This window comes from Pseudomonas sp. NY8896, assembly GCF_039634505.1.
In genome coordinates this window covers 2360471-2374271 of sequence record NZ_CP132350.1, presented here as the reverse complement: position 1 = coordinate 2374271, position 13801 = coordinate 2360471, and the positions used below count along the sequence as shown (strand labels likewise).

At 62.7% G+C, this 13801-nt stretch carries 16 protein-coding genes; all 16 read right to left on the bottom strand.

Annotated features, from left to right (window positions below; all coding sequences use genetic code 11):
- Nucleotides 1–8: 8 nt before the first annotated feature.
- Entirely contained in the window at nt 9–797 is a 789-nt protein-coding gene (locus Q9451_RS10670; RefSeq protein ID WP_012273489.1) for a protein phosphatase CheZ, read from the bottom strand.
- Between the two features lie 20 nt (nt 798–817).
- A complete protein-coding gene (locus tag Q9451_RS10665) occupies nt 818–1192 on the bottom strand; it encodes a chemotaxis response regulator CheY (RefSeq protein ID WP_171577279.1) in 375 nt (124 codons plus the stop codon).
- Nucleotides 1193–1299: 107 nt separating this feature from the next.
- A complete protein-coding gene (gene fliA, locus Q9451_RS10660; protein ID WP_012273491.1) occupies nt 1300–2040 on the bottom strand; it encodes an RNA polymerase sigma factor FliA in 741 nt (246 codons plus the stop codon).
- Nucleotides 2037–2870: a flagellar synthesis regulator FleN gene (gene fleN / locus Q9451_RS10655; protein WP_012273492.1), complete on the bottom strand. Its 834-nt coding sequence runs from the start codon at nt 2868–2870 to the stop codon at nt 2037–2039. Before fleN ends, fliA begins: the two co-directional genes overlap by 4 nt.
- Before the next feature lie 93 nt (nt 2871–2963).
- Nucleotides 2964–4271: a flagellar biosynthesis protein FlhF gene (gene flhF / locus Q9451_RS10650; RefSeq protein WP_012273493.1), complete on the bottom strand. Its 1308-nt coding sequence runs from the start codon at nt 4269–4271 to the stop codon at nt 2964–2966.
- An 11-nt stretch (nt 4272–4282) separates the two neighbouring features.
- Nucleotides 4283–6412, bottom strand: coding sequence for a flagellar biosynthesis protein FlhA (gene flhA / locus Q9451_RS10645; RefSeq protein ID WP_012273494.1), 2130 nt, complete (start codon nt 6410–6412; stop codon nt 4283–4285).
- 141 nt (nt 6413–6553) lie between these two features.
- Nucleotides 6554–7696, bottom strand: a complete 1143-nt coding sequence (flhB, locus tag Q9451_RS10640; RefSeq protein WP_012273495.1) for a flagellar biosynthesis protein FlhB — start codon at nt 7694–7696, stop codon at nt 6554–6556.
- A 2-nt stretch (nt 7697–7698) separates the two neighbouring features.
- On the bottom strand, nt 7699–8475 hold the full coding sequence (gene fliR / locus Q9451_RS10635) for a flagellar biosynthetic protein FliR (RefSeq protein ID WP_012273496.1): 777 nt from the start codon (nt 8473–8475) through the stop codon (nt 7699–7701).
- 7 nt (nt 8476–8482) lie between these two features.
- Nucleotides 8483–8752 (bottom strand): flagellar biosynthesis protein FliQ, encoded by a 270-nt coding sequence (gene fliQ / locus Q9451_RS10630; protein ID WP_012273497.1) that lies wholly within the window; start codon nt 8750–8752, stop codon nt 8483–8485.
- Between the two features lie 21 nt (nt 8753–8773).
- Nucleotides 8774–9529 carry a flagellar type III secretion system pore protein FliP gene (gene fliP / locus Q9451_RS10625; protein WP_012273498.1) on the bottom strand — a complete coding sequence of 252 codons (756 nt, stop codon included), beginning with the start codon at nt 9527–9529 and terminating at the stop codon, nt 8774–8776.
- Complete coding sequence (fliO, locus tag Q9451_RS10620) at nt 9529–9963, bottom strand: flagellar biosynthetic protein FliO (protein ID WP_012273499.1); 435 nt, start codon at nt 9961–9963, stop codon at nt 9529–9531. Before fliO ends, fliP begins: the two co-directional genes overlap by 1 nt.
- 12 nt (nt 9964–9975) lie before the next feature.
- Complete coding sequence (gene fliN, locus Q9451_RS10615) at nt 9976–10440, bottom strand: flagellar motor switch protein FliN (protein WP_012273500.1); 465 nt, start codon at nt 10438–10440, stop codon at nt 9976–9978.
- Nucleotides 10441–10487: 47 nt separating this feature from the next.
- Nucleotides 10488–11456, bottom strand: a complete 969-nt coding sequence (gene fliM, locus Q9451_RS10610) for a flagellar motor switch protein FliM (RefSeq protein WP_012273501.1) — start codon at nt 11454–11456, stop codon at nt 10488–10490.
- A 9-nt stretch (nt 11457–11465) separates the two neighbouring features.
- Nucleotides 11466–11963, bottom strand: coding sequence for a flagellar basal body-associated protein FliL (fliL, locus tag Q9451_RS10605; RefSeq protein WP_012273502.1), 498 nt, complete (start codon nt 11961–11963; stop codon nt 11466–11468).
- 151 nt (nt 11964–12114) lie between these two features.
- Nucleotides 12115–13380: a flagellar hook-length control protein FliK gene (locus Q9451_RS10600; protein ID WP_345960914.1), complete on the bottom strand. Its 1266-nt coding sequence runs from the start codon at nt 13378–13380 to the stop codon at nt 12115–12117.
- A 72-nt stretch (nt 13381–13452) separates the two neighbouring features.
- Complete coding sequence (locus Q9451_RS10595; protein WP_012273504.1) at nt 13453–13800, bottom strand: Hpt domain-containing protein; 348 nt, start codon at nt 13798–13800, stop codon at nt 13453–13455.
- Nucleotide 13801: the final 1 nt, after the last annotated feature.

Sequence of the window (13801 nt, the reverse complement as noted above, 5' to 3'; positions counted from 1 at the left end):
CGTGCTCCTTAAAAACCCAGGCTGGACAGCAGATCATCGACATCGTCCTGACCGGACACGACGTCTTCACGCTTATCGGCATGAATCTGCGGACCTTCACCCCGAGTCGGATGTTTTTCTCGATCTTTTTCTGCGCGCAATTGATCGTGGTCATGCTGAATGCCTGCAAAACGATCAACTTGGCTGGCCATCAGCACCAGTTTCAGCAGGTTGCTTTCCACTTCGGTTACCAGGCTGGTAACGCGTTTGATCACCTGGCCGGTCAGGTCCTGATAGTCCTGAGCCAGCAAAATGTCGTTGAGGTGGCCGGCGACCTTGCGGTTACCTTCGGCGCTGTGCGTCAGGAAACTGTCGACACGCTTGACCAGGTCACGGAATTCCGGCGCAGCCACTTCGCGGCGCATGAAGCGTTGCCAGTCGGTACTCAAGGCCTTGGCCTCGCTTGCCAGGTCGTTGAGCACCGGGGTGCTTTCCTCGACCAGGTCCATGGTGCGGTTGGCCGCGCCTTCGGTCAGCTTGACCACGTACGACAAGCGCTCGGTGGCGTCGGTAATCTGCGACACCTCCTCAGCCTGCGGCATGGTCGGGTCGATCTGGAAACTGACGATGGCGCTGTGCAGCTCGCGGGTCAGCTTGCCCACTTCCTGGTACAGGCCGCGATCGCGGGTTTGGTTCAGCTCGTGAATCAGCTGCACCGCCTCGCCGAAACGGCCCCGCTCCAGGCTTTCGACCAACTCCTGGGCATGCTTCTTCAGGGTCGATTCGAACTCGCCCAAAGAGGTTTGTGATGAATCCATGGCGCGCCCCCTGACGTGACTCAGCCGTTGACGCGTTCGAAGATCTTCTCGATCTTTTCTTTGAGCACCTGAGCGGTGAACGGCTTGACCACGTAACCATTGACGCCGGCCTGGGCCGCTTCGATGATCTGGTCGCGCTTGGCTTCGGCGGTCACCATCAGTACCGGCATGCTTTTCAGCTTTTCGCTGGCACGCACTTTACGCAGCAGGTCGATGCCGGACATGCCCGGCATGTTCCAGTCGGTCACCAGGAAGTCGTAGTGGCCGTTCTCCAGCATCGGCAGCGCCGTGGTGCCGTCATCGGCCTCTTCGGTGTTGGTGAAGCCCAGGTCACGCAACAGGTTCTTGATGATCCGCCGCATCGTCGAAAAGTCGTCAACGATGAGGATTTTCATGTTCTTGTCCAATTAGACCTCCAAGCAGTCTCAAACGCGCTCGGCCTACCGAGCACGCACTCATTCAATTCGGTACAACGTGGAAAACGACTGCAACGAAAGCGGGCTCAACGTGCCCGCCATTCCCCCAGGCGGCTGCGCAGGCGCGCGGCACACTGGCTGTGCAACTGGCTGACCCGCGACTCGCTGACACCCAGTACCTCGCCGATTTCCTTGAGGTTCAGCTCTTCGTCGTAGTACAGCGCCAGCACCAGGCGCTCACGCTCCGGCAGGTTGGCGATCGCCTCGGTCAGGGCAACCTGGAAGCGCTCGTCTTCCAGGCCACGCGCAGGTTCGACCTGGCCACTGGCGCCATCCTCATGCAGCCCTTCGTGCTCGCCGTCCTGCAACAGGTCGTCGAAGCTGAACAGGCGGCTGCCCAGGGTATCGTTCAAGATCCCGTAGTAATCATCGAGACTCAATTGGAGTTCGGCAGCAACTTCATGATCTTTAGCGTCACGGCCAGTTCTAGCCTCAACCGCACGCATTGCGTCACTGACCATACGAGTGTTGCGGTGTACCGAACGCGGCGCCCAATCGCCTTTGCGCACTTCGTCCAGCATGGCCCCGCGGATGCGGATGCCGGCGTAGGTTTCAAAGCTGGCGCCCTTGCTGGCGTCGTACTTGTTGGCCACTTCCAGCAGGCCGATCATGCCGGCCTGGATCAGGTCCTCGACCTGGACGTTGGCCGGCAAGCGCGCCAACAAGTGGTAAGCGATGCGCTTGACCAGCGGGGCGTAGCGTTCGATCAGCTCGTACTGGGCGTCTTTCGCCGCCCGGCTGTACATCTTGAAGCCGCTGGCGTTCATAGCACGGGTCCCGCGCTGGTGGGTTGCACCAGACGCTCGACAAAGAACTCCAGGTGGCCGCGCGGGTTGGCCGGCAGCGGCCAGCTGTCGACCTTTTGCGCAATCGCCTTGAAGGCCAGCGCACACTTGGAGCGAGGGAAGGCTTCGTAGACGGCGCGCTGTTTCTGCACCGCCTTGCGCACGCACTCGTCGTACGGCACGGCGCCCACGTACTGCAGGGCAACGTCAAGGAAGCGGTCGGTGACTTTGGTCAGCTTGGCGAACAGGTTGCGCCCTTCTTGCGGGCTCTGCGCCATGTTGGCCAACACACGGAAACGGTTCATGCCGTAGTCGCGGTTGAGCAGCTTGATCAGGGCGTAAGCGTCGGTGATCGAGGTAGGCTCATCGCACACCACCAGCAGGACTTCCTGGGCGGCGCGAACGAAACTGACCACCGACTCGCCGATACCCGCAGCGGTATCGATCACCAGCACATCGAGGTTGTCGCCGATTTCACTGAACGCCTGGATCAGCCCGGCATGCTGGGCCGGGGCCAGGTGCACCATGCTCTGGGTACCCGACGCTGCCGGCACGATGCGCACACCGCCAGGGCCCTGCAGCATCACATCACGCAGCTCGCAGCGCCCTTCGATGACATCGGCCAGGGTACGTTTGGGGGTAAGGCCCAGCAACACGTCGACATTGGCCAGGCCCAGGTCGGCGTCCAGCAGCATGACCCTGCGGCCAAGCTCGGCCAGCGCCAGGGACAAGTTCACTGAAACGTTAGTCTTGCCGACGCCACCTTTGCCGCCGGTCACGGCGATCACCTGTACGGGATGCATGCTACCCATGTCTGTTCTTTACCTTGTCTCGCTGGGACTCAGGCCACACGTAGGGCAATTCTGCGTGCCCCTTGGCATAGCTACTTTGCACACGCTTCATGCTCAACCCGCTCGCCGTGGGTTGTGATAGAGATCAGCGAACATGTCGGCCATGGCCTCTTCGCTGGGCTCGTCCTGCTGCTGCACATTTACCGCGCGGGTGACCAGTTGGTGGCCCCGCGGCAGGTGCAGGTCGTCAGGAATGCGCGGGCCATCGGTAAGGTAGGCCACGGGCAGTTCATGACTGATGGCAAGGCTCAGCACGTCGCCAAGGCTTGCCGTTTCATCGAGTTTGGTCAGGATGCAGCCGGCCAGGCCACAACGCTTGTAGCTGTGGTAGGCAGCGGTCAGCACCTGCTTCTGGCTAGTGGTAGCCAGCACCAGGTAATTCTTAGCGGCGATGCCACGCCCGGCCAGGGTTTCCAGCTGCATGCGCAGCGCCGGGTCGCTGGCCTGCAGGCCGGCGGTATCGATCAGCACCACGCGCTTGCGCAGCAACGGCTCCAGCGCGGCTGCCAGCGACTGGCCTGGGTCGACGTAGGTCACCGGCACATTGAGAATGCGACCGAGGGTCTTGAGCTGCTCCTGAGCGCCGATACGGAAGCTGTCCATGCTCACCAGCGCCAGGTTCTGCGCGCCGTACTTGAGCACGTAGCGCGCAGCCAGCTTGGCCAGGGTGGTGGTCTTGCCCATGCCGGCCGGGCCGACCATGGCGATGACCCCGCCCTCTTCGATCGGCTCGATTTCAGGAATCTCGATCATCCGTGCCAGGTGCGCCAGCAGCATGCGCCAAGCCTGGCGCGGCTCTTCGATCTCGGCGGTGAGGTCCAGCAGCTCGCGGGCGATAGGCCCGGACAAGCCGATGCGCTGCAGGCGGCGCCAAAGGTTGGCCTGCTGCGGCTTGCTGCCCTGCAACTGGGTCCAGGCCAGCGAGCCGAGCTGCACTTCCAGCAGCTCGCGCAGGCCCGACAGCTCGGAGCGCATGGCATCGAACAGGCGCGGGTCGACCGGTGCGGCAGCCGGCGCAGCGGCAACCTCAGGGGTATCGACGTGCGGCTCGATCAACGGTTCGGCAGCGGTCAACGACTGCCCGGCGAACAATTGGCGGTTGTTGTCGCTGCTGTCCTGACGGTGGTCCAGCTCGGCCTGGGCAGTGGCGATGCGCGTATGGGTCTTGCGCAGCTCTTCTTCCAGCTCGGCGTTGGGCACGCGCGGGGCCAGGGCGGACAGCTTGTAGTCCAGCGCGGCCGTCAGTTCGACACCACCGGCAATGCGGCGGTTGCCTATGATCGCGGCATCGGCGCCCAGCTCGTCACGGACCAGCTTCATGGCCTGACGCATATCGGCGGCGAAAAATCGCTTAACTTGCATTATCCACTACCTCAGCCGTTAGGGCCCACGGTGGCAACGATGGTGACTTGCTTGTTGTCCGGTATTTCCTGATACGCCAGAACATGCAAATTCGGTACAGCCAGGCGACCGAAACGCGACAGCATGGCGCGGATCGGGCCGGCGACCAGCAGGATGGCCGGCTGGCCCTGCATTTCCTGGCGCTGGGCCGCTTCGATCAGCGAACGTTGCAGCTTCTCGGCCATGCTCGGTTCCAGAAGAACACCCTCTTCCTGACCCTGCCCGGCCCTTTGCAGACTATTGAGCAAAATCTGTTCCAACCTTGGCTCCAAGGTAATCACTGGCAGCTCCGACTCAACGCCGACAATGCTTTGCACGATGGCGCGACACAATCCGACGCGCACCACCGCCACCAGCGCGGCGGTATCTTGACTCTTGCCGGCGTTGTTCGCGATGGCCTCGGCAATACTGCGAATATCGCGCACTGGCACCTGTTCCGACAACAGCGCTTGCAGCACCTTGAGCAGCCCCGACAAGGAAATGACACCCGGCACCAGCTCTTCTGCCAGTTTAGGCGATGCTTTGGCCAGCACCTGCAGCAACTGCTGAACCTCTTCGTGGCCGATCAGCTCGTGGCAATGCTTCTGCAAGATCTGGTTGAGGTGAGTGGCCACCACGGTGCTTGCGTCGACCACGGTGTAGCCCAGCGACTGCGCCTGCGAGCGCTGCCCAACGTCAATCCACACGGCTTCCAGGCCAAACGCCGGGTCGCGCGCAGCAATACCGTTGAGGGTGCCGAACACTTGCCCTGGGTTGATCGCCAGTTCGCGGTCCGGGTAGATCTCGGCCTCGGCCAGGATCACCCCCATCAGGGTCAGGCGATAGGCACTGGGTTGCAGGTCGAGGTTGTCACGAATGTGCACGGTAGGCATGAGAAAGCCCAGGTCCTGCGACAGCTTCTTGCGCACGCCCTTGATTCGCGCCAGCAACTGGCCGCCCTGGTTGCGATCGACCAGCGGAATCAGCCGATAGCCGACTTCCAGGCCGATCATGTCGATCGGCGTGACGTCGTCCCAGCCCAGCTCCTTGGTTTCCAGCGCACGCTGCGGCGACGGCAGCAGGTCCTGCTGGCGCTGCGCCTCTTCCTGGGCCTTGGCCTTGACCTGCTGCTGCTTCTTCCACACCAGGTAGGCGCCGCCACCGGCCAGCAGGCCGAGGCTCAGGAACGCCACATGCGGCATGCCTGGCACCAGCCCCATGACGATCATCAGTGCGCCAGACACCGCCAGCGCCTTGGGCGAATCGAACATCTGCCGGTTGATCAGCTTGCCCATGTCCTCGGAGCCCGAGGCGCGGGTGACCATGATCGCAGCGGCGGTGGACAGCAACAGTGATGGCAATTGCGCCACCAAACCGTCACCAATGGTCAAAAGCGCGTACACCTTGCCGGCATCGCCGAAGCTCATGCCGTGCTGCAGCATACCGATCAGCATGCCACCGATCAGGTTGATGAACAGGATCAGCAAGCCGGCGATGGCGTCGCCGCGCACGAACTTGCTGGCGCCGTCCATCGAACCGTAGAACTCGGCCTCCTGCGCCACTTCGGCACGGCGGTGCTTGGCCTGGGCCTGGTCGATCAGGCCGGCGTTGAGGTCGGCGTCGATGGCCATCTGCTTGCCGGGCATGGCGTCCAGGGTGAAACGCGCACTCACTTCCGAGATGCGCCCGGCACCCTTGGTCACCACCACGAAGTTGATGATCATGAGGATGGCGAACACCACGCCACCGACCACGTAGTTACCGCCGATCACCACTTCACCGAAGGCCTGGATCACCTTGCCGGCGGCGCCATGGCCTTCCTGACCGTGCAGCATGACCACGCGGGTGGAAGCCACGTTAAGCGCCAGGCGTAAAAGCGTGGCCACCAGCAGAATGGTGGGAAAGGCTGCGAAGTCGAGCGGGCGCAGGGCGTACACGCAAACCAGCAGCACCACGATCGACAAGGCGATGTTGAAGGTGAAGAACACGTCGAGCAGGAACGGCGGTATCGGCAACATCATCATTGCCAACATCACCAGCAGCAGCAGCGGCACACCCAGGTTGCCCCGGCCGAGCCCGGCCAGGTTGTTACGGGCGTTGCTGATTAACTGAGTGCGATCCACCGCGAGTCCTCTTGATGCAAAACTTTGACGCCCAGGGGGCGCCTGGGCGAGGCTCTGCAAGAAGCCTTCCAACTTTGCTCGGTGAGTGGTCGCCTCAAGATTTTTTACGCCTGTGGGATCGAGCGCCGCCCGCGTGGCGCATCAGCTGTCGCGGCGCAGGTCCGGCGGGATCGGCAGGTCGTCTTTCAACGGCTCAGGGCGCTTGCCCTTGCCGGAGCGGTACTGACGGATCTGGAACACATAGGCCAGCACTTGAGCCACGGCCAGGTACAGGCCGGCAGGGATTTCCTGTTCAACCTCCGTGGAGTAGTAAATCGCCCGCGCCAGCGCTGGCGACTCGAGGATCTGGATCTTGTGCTCCACGCCGATTTCACGAATCTTCAAAGCCATGAAGTCGCTACCCTTGGCCAGCAGCAGCGGCGCCGCTCCGCCCTTCTCCGGGTCGTACTGCAACGCTACCGCATAGTGCGTCGGGTTGGTGATGATCACATCGGCCTGCGGCACCGCCGCCATCATGCGCCGCTGCGACACCTCGCGCTGCAACTGACGAATGCGCTGCTTGACCTCGGGCTTGCCCTCGCTGTCCTTGTACTCGTCGCGCACTTCCTGCTTGGTCATTTTCATTTTCTTGTGCGTCTGGTACAGCTGGAACGGCACGTCCGCCGCAGCGATCAGCAGCAGCCCGGCCGACATCCACAAGGCGCTCCAGCCCACCACCTGCAGGCTGTGGATGATGGCCTGCTCCAGCGGTTCATTGGCAATCGACAGCAAGGCCTGGCGGTCGTTGGACAGCACCACCACCGCCACGATCAAGATCACGAAAAACTTGGCCAGCGCCTTGAGCAGCTCGGTCAAGCTGTTCATCGAAAACATGCGCTTGATCCCGGACAGCGGGTTCATGCGGCTGAATTTTGGCTGCAGCAGGCTGCCGGAAAACAGAAAACCACTGAGGGCAATGGGCGCTACGAAAGAAATAACGAACAGCAGGATCAAAACCGGCTGCACCGCCCATATCGCCATTTTTCCCGAGGCCAGCAGGAACGCGCCCATGGCCCGTTCGTCGACGATGACCTCGCGAGTCAGGCTGAAATTCATGCGCATCATGCTCAGCAACGTCTCGGCCAGGTGGCCGCCAAACGCCAACAGGCCGCCGGCGCCCGCCAGGGTCACCGCCACCGTGTTCAGCTCCTTGGAGCGGGCGATTTCGCCTTTCTCGCGAGCGTCGCGCTTGCGCTTCTCGGTGGGGTCTTCTGTCTTGTCCTGACCGCTCTCGCTTTCCGCCATGCTCAGCGCGCCCTCGCCAGTTCACGCAGCCATTGCAGCGTCTCGCTGGCCAATGCCTGATAGTGGGACAGCACATCGGCCAGGCCTACCCAGAAGATGAACATACCCAGCACCAGGGTAAGCGGGAAACCGATGGAGAAGATATTCAACTGCGGCGCGGCACGGGTCATCACGCCAAAGGCGATGTTCACCACCAGCAACGCGGCGATCACCGGCAGAATCAGCAGCAGGCCGGCGGCAAACACCCAACCCATGCGCCCGGCCAGCTCCCAGAAGTGGTTGACCACCAGCGCGCTGCCCACCGGCAACGTGGTAAAGCTCTCGGTCAGCACCTCGAAAACCACCAGGTGGCCGTTCATCAACAGGAACAGCACGCTCACCAGCATGGTCATGAACTGGCTGATCACCGTGACGTTGACGCCGTTGGCAGGGTCGACCATCGAGGCGAAGGCCATACCCATCTGCACCGCGACGATCTGCCCGGCAATCACGAAGGCCTGAAACAGCAGCTGCAAGGCCAGGCCGAACAGCGCGCCGACGATGATCTGCTCGGCGCACAGCAACAAACCGCGCAGGCTCAGCGGGTCGAACTCAGGCAGCGGCGGCAGCGCCGGCACGATCACCACGGTAATCGCCACCGCCACGTACAGGCGTACCCGCGCAGGTAACATGCGAGTACCGAAGATCGGCATGGTCATCAGCACCGCGGTCACCCTGAACAACGGCAGGATGAAGGTGGCGACCCAGGTGCCGATCTGCGTATCGGTCAGTTCCAGCATCGCCGCATCAACCAATGAGTTGCGGGATGTTGGTGTAAAGGGTGGTGATGTACTCCATGAACTTCTGCACCAGCCACGGCCCGGCGACGATCAACGTGATCAGCATCACCAGCAGGCGCGGCAAAAAGCTCAGGGTCTGCTCGTTGATCTGCGTGGCAGCCTGGAACATCGCCACTACCAGGCCCACCAACAGGCTAGGCACAACCAGCACGGCAACCATCAAGGTGGTCAGCCACAGGGCGTCACGGAACAGGTCGACAGCTACTTCAGGTGTCATCGGCGGCTCTCCTTGACGGCGTCAGACGCCGCCGAAACTGCTGGCCAGGGTGCCCATGATCAGCGCCCAGCCATCCACCAGCACGAACAGCATGATCTTGAACGGCAGCGAGATGATCAGCGGCGACAGCATCATCATACCCATGGCCATCAGCACACTGGCCACCACCATGTCGATGATCAGGAACGGGATGAAAATCATGAAACCGATCTGGAACGCCGTCTTCAACTCGGAGGTGACGAACGCTGGCACCAGGATGGTCAGCGGCACCTGGTCGGGGCCGGCGATGTCGGTACGCTTGGACAGGCGCATGAACAGGTCGAGGTCGCTTTGCCGGGTTTGCGCCAGCATGAAGTCCTTGAGCGGCCCCTGGGCCTTGTCGATGGCCTGCTGGGCCGTCATCTGCTCCTTCAGGTAAGGCTGCAGGGCGTCCTGGTTCACCCGGTCGAACACCGGGGCCATGATGAACATGGTCAGAAACAGCGCCATGCCGGTGAGCAACTGGTTCGATGGCGTCTGCTGCAGGCCCAGGGCCTGACGCAGGATCGAGAACACGATGATGATGCGGGTGAAGCTGGTCATCAGGATGACGAACGCCGGGATGAAGCTCAGCGCCGTCATGATCAGCAGGATTTGCAGGCTGACCGAATACTCCTGCTGCCCGTCCGCGGTATTGGACAGCGTAATGGCCGGGATCGACAGCGGGTCGGCGGCCAGGGCCAGCGGCGCGGCCAGCAGCAGCGCCAGAGTCAACATCGTACGCAGCGCGCCGCTCATCACTTGTTGTCCTTAGGGTCCTTGCCCATCAGCTCCATCAACCGCTGGGCAAACTCCGGCGCCGCCTGACGGGCGCTTGCCGGTACTTCCACGGGTTCGGCCAGCACATGCAGCGCCTCGATGCTGCCGGGGGTATGGCCGATCAGGATCTGCTCCTTGCCCACCTGCACCAACAGCAGGCGGTCACGCGGGCCGATGGCACGGCTGCCGACAATCTCGATCACCTGCCCGCCCTTCACCGCCGTGCTCTGCAGGCGCCGCAGCAGCCAGGCCAGAAAGAAGATCAGGCCAACGACCAACAGCAGGCCGAAGACCATCTGCGCCAGCTGCCCGCCGAGGCTGCCAGGTGCCGCTACCGGGGTCGCCGCTGGCGTAGCCGCAGCCAGGCAGGCGTGGCTGCCAAGCAGCGCCGCTAGTGCCGCGAGGGCGCGCATCGTGCCCTTCACTCAGCGCAGCTTCTTGATACGTTCGCTGGGGCTGATCACGTCAGTCAGGCGAATGCCGAACTTTTCGTTGACCACGACCACTTCGCCATGGGCAATCAGTGTGCCGTTGACCAGCACGTCGAGGGGCTCGCCGGCCAGGCGGTCGAGCTCGATCACCGAGCCCTGGTTCAGCTGCAGCAGGTTGCGGATGTTGATCTCGGTGCTACCCACTTCCATGGAGATGTTCACTGGGATGTCCAGGATCACGTCCAGGTTAGGGCCTTCGAGGCTGACGTTTTCGTTCGGCTTCGGCGAACTGGCGAACTCTTCCATCGGCAGGCGACCAGAACCGCTGCTGCCAGCATCACCGCCCAGCAGCGCATCGATGTCGGCCTGCCCGGCCGAGCCGGTTTCTTCAAGGGCAGCAGCCCATTCATCGGCCAGTGCCTGGTCCTCTGCGGAGGTGATCTCGTTTTCGTTAGCCATGGTTTCCTCGACAGGCATTCAATTCGTTGTGAGCGACCGGCACGCCGTCAGCGGCGTTCGATCGGGTCGATAATCTGCAGGGCCAGGTTGCCCTTGTGCGAACCCAGGCGCGCCTTGAACGCCGGCACGCCGTTGGCGCGCAGCACCAAGTGCTCGGGCAGCTCCACCGGGATCACGTCACCCGGCTGCATGTGCAGGATGTCGCGCAGCTTCAACTGGCGCCGGGCGACCGTGGCGGTCATTGGCACGGCAACGTCCAGCACGTCCTCGCGCAGGGCCTTGACCCAGCGTTCGTCCTGGTCGTCCAGGTCGGACTGGAAACCGGCATCGAGCATTTCTCGCACCGGCTCGATCATCGAGTACGGCATGGTCACATGCAGGTCGCCGCCGCCACCGTCCAGCTCGATGTGGAAGGTGGACACCACCACCGCCTCGCTGGGGCCGACGATGTTGGCCATGGCCGGGTTGACCTCGGAGTTCATGTACTCGAAGGTGACCGGCATGATCGCCTGCCAGGCTTCCTTGAGGTCGACGAAGCACTGGTCCAGCACCATGCGCACCACGCGCAGTTCGGTTGGCGTGAACTCACGGCCTTCGATCTTGGCGTGGCGGCCATCACCGCCGAAGAAGTTGTCCACCAGCTTGAACACCAGCTTGGCGTCGAGGATGAACAACGAGGTGCCGCGCAACGGCTTGATCTTGACCAGGTTGAGGCTGGTCGGCACATACAGCGAGTGCACGTATTCGCCGAACTTCATCACCTGCACCCCCCCTACGGCCACGTCGGCGGAGCGGCGCAGCAGGTTGAACATGCTGATGCGGGTGTAACGGGCGAAGCGCTCGTTGATCATTTCCAGGGTCGGCATGCGACCCCGCACGATACGGTCCTGGCTGGTCAGGTCGTAGCTTTTGATGCTGCCAGGCTCGGATGCACTCTCGGTCTGCACCAGCCCGTCGTCGACGCCGTGCAACAGGGCATCGATTTCATCCTGGGACAGCAGGTCCTGTACGGCCATTGCGGACTCCTACTGCAATACGAAATTGGTGAACAGCAACTGGTCGATGACCGGCTTGCCGACTTCTTTCTGCGCCACTTCCTGGACCACCGCAGTGGCCTTCTGGCGCAGCATCTCCTGCCCTACCGGGCTGCTGGCAAGGGTGTCGAAGCCTTGCCCGGAGAACATCATCACCAGGTTGTTGCGGATCACCGGCATATGCACCTTGAGCGCATCCAGGTCGGCCTGATTACGCGCCTGCATGGTGATGCTCAGCTGCATGTAGCGCTGGCGGCCGTTCTGGTTGAAGTTGACCACGAAGGCCGGGGTCAGCGCTTCGTAGATGGCCGCAGGCTTGACGTTGCTGGCTGCAGCGTCGGCGGCCGGGGCCGGCTCGCTCTTGTGCATGATGAACCAGGTAGCGCCCACCGAAAGGCCGATCGCCAGCAACAGGCCCACGACGGCCAGCAGGATCAGCTTGAGTTTGCCTTTAGTGGCGGGGTCTTTGACTGCTTCGCTCTTCGCCATGCCAATAATCCGTCGTCCATCGGGGGTTCAAGGGAGGATGGCTTGGCTTGAGCAAGTGTTATGCCAGATTTTGCAGAGGCTCGGTTTCACCAGGATCTGCAGCACCGCGTTCTTCGCGGGCGAGCCCGCGAAGAGGCCAGGTTAACGGCGGTCAGGCGTAGTAATCGACCGCGCTGTCGCCGACAACCACCTGCTGTTCCACAGGCCGCGCACTGTCGGCAACCTCAACCCCACCCTGTTCGCCCCGGCGCGCCGCCACCCCGGACAGATTGCTGCCCTGTGCCTGCGCCTGATTCTGTTGCTGTCCGCGCGACTGGTCGGCCACGTTCACATCCGGTTGCGCCAAGCCCTGCTGGGCGAACAGTTCGCGCAGGCGGTGCACCTGGCTGTCGAGGGCATCACGCACGCCGGCGTGGCCGCTGATGAAGGTCACCTGGGTGGCCTGGTCCGCCGCAACATTGACGCGAATGTCCAGGCGGCCCAACTCTGCAGGCTCCAGCTGGATATCCGCCGACTTGAGGTTCTGGCTGGACAGGTACATGACCCGGTTGACCAGGCCTTCGGCCCAGGCATTCTGATTCATCGGCAACGGTTGATGCAGCGGGCTGGCATTGGCCGGCACGGCGTTGGCGGTCTTGGCCGTGACGGCCTGGGTCAGGCTGGCCAGGCGGTTGGCGAAATCATCGACACGGGTGTCGCTGCTGGCGCTCTTGGTGTCCTTCAGACCCTCTTCGACCAAGGCACCGAAGGCCTTGTCACCGGACTCGGTGCTATCACCTTCGGCATTCTCGACCAGATTCGCCAAGGTATTGACGGCTGCCCGCCCCTCTTCACCCTGGGCCTGAGTGGGGTCCAAGGCATGTGCAGAGGTAGCCCCCTTGGCCTGGGCACTGTGCTCCAGGGCCAGGCGCAGGGTCGGCAAGTTGGCCAGAGGGTCGGCATCCGGGTCGAAGGCCTCTTCGGCAGAAGGCTCTTCAGGCAACGTCGCGGCAACCTGGGCTTGCGCGGTGGCGGCCTGCAGCACCGGCGCTACCGCCTCGGCCTGGGCCTGGATCAGTTGCGCGCCGGGCTGGGCATCGGTGACTTGGCCGGCCACCAGGCTGGCATCACGCAGCCCGGTATCGGCCTGGGCGGCATCGTCTGCAGGCAATTTGTTGCCGTCATCGGCAACGGCGGTTTTGTCAGCGGGGTCTTTCTTGCCGCTCGCTGCCGCCTCGGGTTTGTCCTTGGGCTTGGCCTGGGCGGCCTTGTCATCTTGCCCGGCAACCTTGTCGCGGCCCTGCCTGGCCATCACCTGGCCAAAGCCGTCGCCCTTGCCGCCAAACGCCTGCAGCGGCTTGTCCGCCTGCATGGCGGCCGAACGCGAGGTATTGGTAACGGCATTGGCTTGCAACATAGGGTTGGGTGCGACAGGCATCGAGCGGTCTCCGCGCCAGAAACAAAAAAATCATCCGGACAGAGACAGGCAAGACTCGCGCCAACTCGCGAATCAGCCTGCGGAAATACGTTCTTGCTCACCACGGTAGAAGCGCTGCACCTCGAGAAATTCCAGGTCGATGCGGCTGATCAAGTCTTCAATACCGTACAGCGGGGGCCGCCGTGCGCGCTCTTCCAGCTGTTGGCACAGGTTGGCCAGGGCCACCGCCCCCATGTTGCTGCTGCTGCCCTTGAAGCTGTGAGCGGCTGCACCCAGCTCTTCGGCACTTTTGGCCGCGTGCAGCTGGCCCAGGCGCCGTTCGGAGTCGTCGAGAAAGGTTTGTACCAACTGCAGGTAACCCTCTTCCATGACTTCACGCAGGTCGCTGAGTACCTTGTGGTCAATATGCAGGTCAGACACT

What these genes read in the sequence shown, in the direction of transcription:
- Q9451_RS10670 (WP_012273489.1), bottom strand. Translation starts at nt 797, where the DNA reads ATGGATTCATCACAAACCTCTTTGGGCGAGTTCGAATCGACCCTGAAG.
- fliO (WP_012273499.1), bottom strand. Translation starts at nt 9,963, where the DNA reads ATGCGCGCCCTCGCGGCACTAGCGGCGCTGCTTGGCAGCCACGCCTGC.
- flhB (WP_012273495.1), bottom strand. Translation starts at nt 7,696, where the DNA reads ATGGCGGAAAGCGAGAGCGGTCAGGACAAGACAGAAGACCCCACCGAG.
- fliQ (WP_012273497.1), bottom strand. Translation starts at nt 8,752, where the DNA reads ATGACACCTGAAGTAGCTGTCGACCTGTTCCGTGACGCCCTGTGGCTG.
- flhF (WP_012273493.1), bottom strand. Translation starts at nt 4,271, where the DNA reads ATGCAAGTTAAGCGATTTTTCGCCGCCGATATGCGTCAGGCCATGAAG.
- fliN (WP_012273500.1), bottom strand. Translation starts at nt 10,440, where the DNA reads ATGGCTAACGAAAACGAGATCACCTCCGCAGAGGACCAGGCACTGGCC.
- fliA (WP_012273491.1), bottom strand. Translation starts at nt 2,040, where the DNA reads ATGAACGCCAGCGGCTTCAAGATGTACAGCCGGGCGGCGAAAGACGCC.
- Q9451_RS10600 (WP_345960914.1), bottom strand. Translation starts at nt 13,380, where the DNA reads ATGCCTGTCGCACCCAACCCTATGTTGCAAGCCAATGCCGTTACCAAT.
- fliM (WP_012273501.1), bottom strand. Translation starts at nt 11,456, where the DNA reads ATGGCCGTACAGGACCTGCTGTCCCAGGATGAAATCGATGCCCTGTTG.
- fliP (WP_012273498.1), bottom strand. Translation starts at nt 9,529, where the DNA reads ATGAGCGGCGCGCTGCGTACGATGTTGACTCTGGCGCTGCTGCTGGCC.
- fliR (WP_012273496.1), bottom strand. Translation starts at nt 8,475, where the DNA reads ATGCTGGAACTGACCGATACGCAGATCGGCACCTGGGTCGCCACCTTC.
- Q9451_RS10665 (WP_171577279.1), bottom strand. Translation starts at nt 1,192, where the DNA reads ATGAAAATCCTCATCGTTGACGACTTTTCGACGATGCGGCGGATCATC.
- fliL (WP_012273502.1), bottom strand. Translation starts at nt 11,963, where the DNA reads ATGGCGAAGAGCGAAGCAGTCAAAGACCCCGCCACTAAAGGCAAACTC.
- fleN (WP_012273492.1), bottom strand. Translation starts at nt 2,870, where the DNA reads ATGGGTAGCATGCATCCCGTACAGGTGATCGCCGTGACCGGCGGCAAA.